3 protein-coding genes are annotated in these 9,159 nt (G+C 63.3%); 1 reads left to right on the forward strand and 2 read right to left on the reverse strand.

Annotated features, from left to right (window positions below):
* The first annotated feature begins 5 nt into the window (after positions 1 to 5).
* Positions 6 to 7,745 (forward strand): hypothetical protein, encoded by a 7,740-nt coding sequence (locus U5A57_RS40290; RefSeq protein WP_321917810.1) that lies wholly within the window; start codon positions 6 to 8, stop codon positions 7,743 to 7,745.
* A 291-nt stretch (positions 7,746 to 8,036) separates the two neighbouring features.
* On the opposite strand, the gene U5A57_RS40295 is transcribed toward U5A57_RS40290, so the two are convergent.
* Together U5A57_RS40295 and U5A57_RS40300 are read right to left on the reverse strand one after the other, a co-directional pair.
* Positions 8,037 to 8,297 carry a hypothetical protein gene (locus U5A57_RS40295; RefSeq protein ID WP_321917811.1) on the reverse strand — a complete coding sequence of 87 codons (261 nt, stop codon included), beginning with the start codon at positions 8,295 to 8,297 and terminating at the stop codon, positions 8,037 to 8,039.
* Between the two features lie 136 nt (positions 8,298 to 8,433).
* Positions 8,434 to 8,937 (reverse strand): DUF2726 domain-containing protein, encoded by a 504-nt coding sequence (locus U5A57_RS40300; protein WP_321917813.1) that lies wholly within the window; start codon positions 8,935 to 8,937, stop codon positions 8,434 to 8,436.
* Positions 8,938 to 9,159: the final 222 nt, after the last annotated feature.

Here is a 9,159-nt window from a genome sequence, read left to right on the forward strand (position 1 = left end):
CCATCATGCCGATGACATCGTTCAGGCGCATTGCGATCGATTGTTCGTGTGCGACCGGCTCCGTTCCGCTCTGGAGCGCCCAGCTCAATCTGGGCCATCCGTTCCAGGCGAAATCCGATGCGCCGATCATCAACAATCACTCGATCCGCCTCCTGTTGCAAGCGGCGCAGCCGGATACGGCGAACATCGCCGACGTCCTCCATTCGTCGAAGATTAGCTGGCACGAACCGATGCTCTTGAGCGCAGCGGCGAGCGCGCATCGCGTGGTGGCTAACGGCGACGTCGCGCCCGTGCTGAAAATTCTTTCGGCATCCTTCGAATCTGTTCAACCCGTTGCGAGCACGCCCGCCCCGAAGACCGTGGAATACGCCGAACTGCGCGTGGCGCCCGCGACAAACTGGCCGGACGGCGCGTTCCGGCGCAATTCGCAGACCTTTCAGTTCGAGATCGACGCGCCGGGTATGCGCGCGGTGGCCGGCGTAATCCGCGTGGCCTATGCCCAATCCAGAAGCGATATACAGCCAGGGCCCAACTTGAGCGAAGTGCTCAACATTGACTGGACGCCACGCGCCGGGCAGAGGGTAATGATTTTCGGCTGCATCGAGATTCCCACCGTGGACGCGAGACTCGCGGCCAGTGTCGACGGCGTGGTTTTTCCCGCCGTCGAATTCGATCTGGTTCCCACGGGCGTTGAATTCGATGCTTTCGTACCCGACCCGTTCTGGTCGCCGACCGCAGCGGGTGCCGCGCCCGCGTTGTCACAGCCGGCGCTCCTCGAGCTTCGGCTGCGCCTCGTCGCGGCAGACGACACGGGCGCGGCGGCACTGCGACTCGATCTGGTCGGCGGCACCGATGTGGGCAAACTGACCGATGCGCTGGCGCGGCTTTCGCGCAAACTCTCGGCCTGCGGCGCCGTTTCGATGCAAATCGATACTCGTGGCGTGCCGCCAGTGTCCTGGAAGCTCGCGCTTGACCATACAACACGGGGCTACACGTGCTGTAACGCGGGCACTATTCCTGGCATGTTGCTGCGCAGCGGCAGTATCGCCGTGAAACTGCTCACGCGCATGGAGCCCGCCGAAGGTGAACTGGGCGTGGCCGCACTGATCAGCCCAATTGCGATGCTGCCGCAGCGGCAGCCCGCCGCTCCATTTCGCCTGACCATCGAGGCGGCTTCGACACTCAGCACCGTGCCGCTGGCGAACGGGCCCGATATCATGCTGCAATGGAACGCGAACAACGCTGCAGCGCCGTCGAGCGGGAATCCCGACACCACCGACATCTCGCCATTCACAGGCTTTGCCGACGCGGCCCCACTCGCGGCGCGTCTGACCGAGGCGTGGCGGAGATCGGGCATCATCGACCCCACCGAGGACGCGCCCTATGTGTTCTTTGCCCTGGAACGTGGCTGGATTCAGATGCCGGTTCCGCCTGCGCCTGCGCCCGATAAGTCTGCGCAACGACACGACGCCGGCCTCGATACCAATGTGCGCAGCGCATTAGCCGGTCTCGTCTGCTTCGATGTGGCGCTCGCGTCCAACACGCCCTCAGCAGCCAACCAGCCTGGAATCGTCGTTTCGGCAGCAGCAGACGTATCGATCGACATTGCATTCGCAGGCCCTTACAACGTGAATGCGACGCCCGCCATCACGGTCACGCTTCGCAATACCCTCGGCGCGATCGATGGCTTGCTTTGGACCGGCGAAGCAAGCCCGTCTCCGGTCGAGATCCTGCCGCCGCGTGTGTCCGGTCCTGCCGCGCTCGGCAGCTTGCCAATCCTGTTTGGCACGCCGGGCCAACGTGGCTGGACTATCGACGTCACCGCGATCTCCCCGCTCCAGCCTTGCGGCCTGACCTTTGTGCCGGCCCCTGCACAAGACGGCACCGGGGTACCACCAACGCTCGCCTGGCTCTCGCACGGATCGCTCGCGCTGGTATCGTCAGTGGCCATGACACGCACCGCGCCGAGCGCGATCGAGCCCAGCGCAACGCGCGATCTCTTTCCCCTGCAGCTTGGTGCGACTGACCGGATCACGCTCACGCTCAACGGCTCCAGCCTTCCAGCCTGCGTGCCGCCGCAGAAGGCGAAAGTCACCGACGATGGCAGCGCGCGCTGGCCGTGGCCGCCGCGCGCCGCCACCGGAGCGGGAACGTCGATGTCCTCGCCTCAGGAGCAGGCAGGCGTTGCGATGGCGTCGCTCACGCTGCCGGGCATGGAATTCACACTGCCGTCAGATGCGATCCGCGATGGGCGCATCGGTATGCTCCATTCGTTGCGCTTCGACCTTCCGCTGCTCGACGAACTCTTCGCCAACACGAAGGTGCCGCAGGCGCGCGGCGTCCCTGCACCGGATGCGCAACCTGACGAGATGCCTGCCCCGCAACGGCAACCGACCGCGCTCGATCTGCCCGAACTTTCCGATTTCTGGCTCGGCTGCGCGCAGCGGCTCGCGCGCTCGCGCACGCAGGCTGATCGCGTCGTGCTGGACGAAAGCGCGGACGGCAAGACGGTCAATCTCTGGCACGAACCCGACACGCCGTTCACGACCGGGACGGTTCGAGGAATCGCCGAACCATACGTGTGGAAACCGGACTCGTTCAGGTTCCAGTTCTCGCAAGCGGGGAATGACGTGAGCCTCGGCGCTTATCAGCTGGGAAGTTCACGGGCGTGGACCAGTGGCAGCGCGGCGCTTGGCGGCATGAGCCAGACATTCCGCATCACCAGTGATCGGCTCGAACTGGCTGCTCTGGCGGAGAAGTTCGACATCGAAGTAAAAGGCTTCGCCGCCTCGTCCTTCACGCAAACCGATCCACCCGCGAACGGTAACGCGCAAACCTTCCTGCAGGATGCGCGCGGCCTGTCGATCGATGTCGATCCATCCCTGTCGGCCGCTAAATTTACGCAGCGCGCCATTGTGCTTCGCGGTTCGCCGCACGGTCAACGCCTGTCGCTCGTGACGCTCAAGCAATCTGCGCCGGTCAAAATCCCGCTTGATACGCACAACAGCACGACTCTCGCATTCTGGATTCGCGATCTGCCGATGACCGGCACGGGCCCGCTCGTCTTCGATCAATCCGCCGGCCTCGAGACCAGCGCCGACGCGACCATCGACGCGCTCAACCCCGATCTCCTCGGCAAAGCACTCTACGAATGGCGCCTGTTTCAGGACTCGAATAACACCGCGCCGGGTTCGTTCGAGTTCCCGCTAAATGGCCCGCTTGCGGCGCGTCCGTTGCGTCTGCTCGCGTGCGAACTGGATGCAAACGGCAACCTCACGCTGCTGCAAGTGCAGGTATCGGTGAAATTCGCGGCGAAAGTTGACACGAAGAATTCGCCCTTTGCAGCGGAGAACGCTTACGACACCGGCAATCTCGTGAAGCTGACGTTCACGCGTACGAACGGCGATGTGAAGCTCACGAAGCTCGAAGGCGATGCCCTGACCTTCCACGCTCGCGCGACGGTCACGCCGACGTCGGGGACACATGCATCGTTCGCGCCGGTGTCACTCGACCTCAAGCTGAAACTGGACAACGACGTTGTAGCGCTTGATAGCGGCTGCGTTCTTCACGTGCGCCTTTTCGGCCAGAACTGCGACTTCGCGTTGCAGAACGCAAAATTCGACGACGCAACGATCAGCGCGGACTGCAGCGTCGATCCCGGCGACAGCATCCTCGCGCTCAAGGCGCTCTCGCTGAAATGGAAACTCGACGACGATCCGCAGATCATCCTGAAGGACGCCCGCCTGCTCATCCCGCTTTCAGCCGATTCCCCAAAAGCCACTACCCCCACGGTCTTCTCGCACGATTTCGACAGCACATTCACGTGGCTGGGCGTGACTTTCGAAACGCCCGACCCCGCCATCATCGATCACGACGCCGGCACCGTGCGCCTCGCGTTCGACAAGCAACTCGCTGGCGCCCCGCTCTTTCGCGGTTTCGATCTGCCGCCGGGGCGCGTGCGCGGCGCGCTCTGCGTCGTTTTCCTGCGCACACCTTCCGGCCAGCCGAGCCACTGGCCATTCGAGACGAAGGGCACGGCGTACGTCGAGATTGCATTCGACGCCGCTGCCAGCGACACCGCGCAGCGCATTACCGCAATCCGGCATTGTCATTCGAGCAATGCGCCGTTGGATGGCAAGGCCGACTGGTGCTCCACATTCCGGCTCGACGCGTCGTTTGGCACCAGCAGCCAGAGCGCGATTCGATGGCCCGTCGGCGCGGCGAGCACGACACAGCCCGAATTCAAAGCGCATCCACAAGACAAAAGCCAATGGTCGATCCCGCTCGTCGTCGATTTGTCGCACTCGCTCGATCTGACGCACACGGTCACGCCGCGTCTGTGCTCGCACGACTTCCCGGTCTGGCAGCTCGTGAAGGATGCGGACGGCATTTCGCTCGGCCAACCGTGGGTGTTTCGCGCGGCTGTCAGCCATAAGCTCAAGCCGGCCGGAATGCAAAGCTGGCCTGGCACCCAATCCAAAGACGCACTTGAATGGACGTCGATCGATCAGATCACATTGATCGATATGACCGCGCTCGTGCGTGAATCGCTCGCGCCGCCCGGCACGCCGGACGAATACGCCTTCATGGCTCGCTACCAGAGCGGAGCGGCCCCTCAGTCCGATGTGCCGATCGCGGGCGTAGTGCGACGCGCGCTGGCGCTGGCGGGATTTCCCACAGAGCCGATCATGCAAAAGTTGCGCGATGCGTACACGGGCAAACCCGACGACGTACCGCCCACGCTGCTGCTCGCTGGCGCCAGTGCGATCGAGGCGCTTGTCGAACCCTCGAAAGCCGTCACGTTCGTCGCACAATGGCTTCTGCCGTGGATGCAGGATGAACCTCCGGCCACGCTACGGCTTGGCGCGCTGTCAATGTGCAGGCAACTCGACATCTCGACGCCCCCGCTCAAAATCGCCGCGTTCGACGCAGCCTCCATCACGCCCTATTGCGTGGACGGCTCGCCTGCGCTGTCCATCGCCACTCGCAACGGCGCGCAAGGCCCGCTCGAACAACTGCTCACCCACGTGCTGGGCGCGCCCGAAGATCAGTGTGCGCGCGCCTACACCGCGGTCGATCAGGCCTTCGTCACCAGCGAATCCCCCCCGACCAATCCGCTCGATTTCCCGCTCTTCGCACGCTCGCTGCTCGCGCTCGACGCCGTCGCGAAGTCATTCGGCGCGTGGCTGTCCGACAAGCGGTTCCGGCCCGTCATGCGCTGTCTGGCGCCAAGCCACGGGCTGCCGCGCGCCGAGGTGCGCTTCACGGTCGGCATCTGGTCGCCTGGCTATCGCCCCGACACGGTGCCGGTGCCCGCCGTTACCCTGCTGGTCGCTGACGAGAAAGGCTTGTATATCGACGACCTGCCGCCCGCCCTGGCGGGCACGCTGGTCGATGCGGCCAGCGACGAGTTCAGCGTTACCGGTTCGCAGTTGAGCGACATGGCCATCCGCGCGTATCAATCCAGCGGCACGCCTCGCGCGGCGCTGCTTGCCCGCGTCGATGAAGCGTGGCCGGGGGCCTTCCCGGCCCTCACCTCGATTGACCCTTCAGCACTTACGCCGTCTCACGTTTCGTGGAAATTTGTCGAGCTTCCCACACCGCTCCTCGCCACGCCCGCGCCTCACGTGCTGCGAACGCGCGAGAGCGCCGTCTACGCCTCGCCCGCACTAGGCTGGCCGACGAACAAGCGCGTTGATGATCTCGCTGTTGCTCACGCGCGCCTTGGAGAGGAGCGCGTGCTGCGCGACGAGGAAGTCGCATGGGCTGGCCGCACGCGTAGCGTGGCGTGGCCGGCCAACGCCTGGACACTTGACGCCCCTGGCGCGGAAAGCGACAACGCGTGCTTTATCGCCATCGGCCAGCGCACGGCTTTTCGACGTCAGGTGACGCGAGGCTTCCGCGCACCACCTGATCGCCTGGCTACGCTTGCGCCGCCGCGTGCCCGCGCACCCACGAGCCAGTCGCTGGATCGCGCGTTTGCCGATGCGCGGATGCCGTTCGTCGCCACGACGGCAAGCCCTCCCCTGGCACAAAAATCGGCGGATGCCGAACGCACAAGTCTGGCGCCGATCCTCCCGGGCCACGTGCAGTTGCTGACGATCGGGCAACGACCCGGCGCGATGCTCACCCACTTCGAAGGCGTCACACTGAGCTGGAATCAGAATCCGTTCGACACCGGCGAGGCAAGATTTGGGCGTGCGGCCGCGCGCGGCCCGGTGATCGCGAGGCAGGTACGCGCGCCGCGTTCGGCATTGTTGCCCAGTGGCGATATGGACCTGTCACTGCGCCGGCAAACGTTCGTGTCGGGCGACGAGATAGTCAGCATATCGAATGTTAACGGCGCCACGCAGACCTTCACGCGCTTCAAGCTCATCAAGGGGCCTGGAGTCGTCGCGCGCTACGACAGCAGCAACGACTACACCGGCGTGATGCCGCGCAGTGTCACGCTGACTGTGACATCGCCCGCCTGCGGATGGTTGCCGCCCGACTGGGATGGAACGCTGGAAATCGTCGCCACGGTGCCGGCGGCTGGCGACGCGCTCGCCGCCCTCACGTGTATTGGACTGCTGCCATGCAATCCAGACAACAATCCGCCAGCGCAGCCTTACGCGACGCTGCGCATTGCCGATCAGCAGATCGTCTACGAAAACATGACCTGGGACGTGCCTCAAGCTAAAGGCGCCCAAAACCAGCAACAGAAGGCGACGCGTGTGAATCTCACCTTTGACGTAAAGAACGCTGCCGCGCGCAATACGCTCGCCGTCGCGCTGCGCGATGCGAACGCGGACACGCCCGTGCGCTTCACGATTCGCTGTGATCAGCCACCGGACAAGCGCTCGCCGCCTGTACAGCCGGCCGCCCTGGACAAACCGTTCTCCGTGGCGCTCGCACGCGATTCCATGCCTGCCGGACAAGACGAAGATCTGATCTCCGGGCCACCCACAACGCTCTCTTTCGAGCTTGCGAGCCTGCCGCCGCGACGGCGCTGGCTGCCGCTTTACCCGTTCACGCTGTGTTTCGCCGATCCCGCCTACGACCGCGAACTCGGTAGCCCGACGACGTCGCGCCAGATATACATCGGCGACGCCGCTTGTACACTCGCAGCCGACCGCGCCGACTACGACCTTGGGGCCACCCTGTATTTCGCGTTCTGGCGCGCCAACGGGCAGAACGCCAAGCTCGACGGGACACTCGACGTGCAGGTTCAGCCCGCCGACGGCAGAGCACCGCGCAGGCTGGGCATAACCGGTACGCGCAGCAAGACGGCGCCGTATCGTGTCGTAGAAGAGCACGTGTATGCGGTTCCGCTACAGCACCTTCGGGAACTGCTCGGCCAGTCCAGCGTCCCTGGCGATACCCCGGCGCTACTCTCGCCAGGCGACCGGCTGCGGATATCCGTCACGGCCGCAAATAAAAATCTAACGCTCGATGTCGGCATTATCGACAGCCCTGTGCTCCCACCGCCATCCGCGTCTTATGGCCTCGCGATTCTTGGCGATCAGTTCGCGGTCTCGACGGCGCTATTCGCCACGGCACCGTTGCCGCAGGTCATCGATTTCCCGGACCTGTTGCAAGACCTGAAGGCAGGCCACGTGCGTCGTCGCGCATTGTTTCTGTGGCGCTTTACTTGCTTGAAGCCTCCGAAGCCGAATGATCCGTTTGCCTTTCTGGTCAAGATCGATCGGACCGGCGGCGGGCAATTGCCAGACGTGCGCAAAGACTTCGTGGGCTTTGAGGAGTGAAGGTTTTGCGGGTTCTTTGTTGCCCGGTCAGCCGCCCGTTTGGCACGAACGACCGATGGAGATCGCCGCGGGTTTTCCGACTCGTCACGGTTGTTTTGTTTCGCGCGCTTGCGCGGCGATCTCCCGCAGTTGCCTGGCTAGTGGGACCAACGTTGAACTGTGCACGACACGTAGCACGGCTTTCACAGCCTCAGGCGATACGAAAGTTTGTTCAGTCGGCGTTAGCTGCTCGCAAACCACGCGAGCCCATTCGCTCAGTTCGTCTTGAGTTATATCGTCCATAGCATTCCCCTATGGATTAGCAATCCAGACGCACAGCGGCCGATACTTGTATGCAGCCATGTGAAATTCGTACCGCTCGAAGCCGATACCTGTGGCCAGCGCGCACTTCGGACAGTGAAAGTCCACAATGAAGCGCTCCGGATTGTCGCCGCAGAAGCGAACCTCCTCTTCGTCAAAGACACCGACAAAGACGTCTTTGAGTTTAGAGCCGCGGGACCCCTGCCAGCGATACGCACTGGCGTTCGCCAATGCCCCGGTGCTGAAGATCACACCGTAACCGCATCCTACACATGCATACCCGTTTGGGAAGTAAAGCCCCCCGTCACTGTCAATGCCAGTGAAATGGTCCGCTGCGTCCAACTGCTCAACGTGCATCGCGTTTCCCTGTTTGTTTGCGATCCGACTGCTAGTCGAGCGCGGTGAACGAATCACCTTTCTTGGGAGCGGCCGAGGGCGGCAGTATCGCCGCACGAATCTCAGCGACCGACGGACGTTTGCTCGACAGGAAACGGATGGTACGGATACCCGCCGAGCGCGTCATCGCGTCGCGCTTCGCATCGCGTCCGGCATCATGGGTTCGGTCGTCGAGCTCGACGAGAACGACGAGCTGCAAACGGTCAGTGCAGATCACAAAATCGACGCGCTTGCGTGCGATCTGGTTAAAGGCTGCATGTCTCGACCTTGCGTAACCCTTTGGTGCAATGATAGCGCTCATGGCAACCTGCGGGAACACGTAGTGATCCGGCAGCGCCGCGCGCAGCCGTCCAAAAAACTCCGCCTCATTCGGCGTGAGTATCGCGCACTGCCTGTAGGAGAAATCCCCCATTCGGGTCTGGCGACGCGCAATTGCGACGGCGACGAGCACTATGATCGCAAACAGAAGGAAGAGGGGCATTTCGTCCATGTGCATTTGAACGTCCTCACGTCTGGAAGCGAGATTCAAGAGGGATGTGGCTGGGCTTCAGCCTAAGGTCAGCGACTCTCTGCAAGTGATGAATGCTTATACACCGAAGCGACGCCGCTCAGTGGAAGCCCTCCGACTCGGCGAAAGACAGCTTGTAGCTCCAACGCGATCCGATCGTGCAGTGTTCTGCTGCTCGTCGATTAAGAACTACCACTGGCCAATCTGCGT

Origin of the sequence: Paraburkholderia sp. J11-2, assembly GCF_905220185.1 — a bacterium.
Classification (GTDB): Bacteria; Pseudomonadota; Gammaproteobacteria; order Burkholderiales; family Burkholderiaceae; genus Paraburkholderia.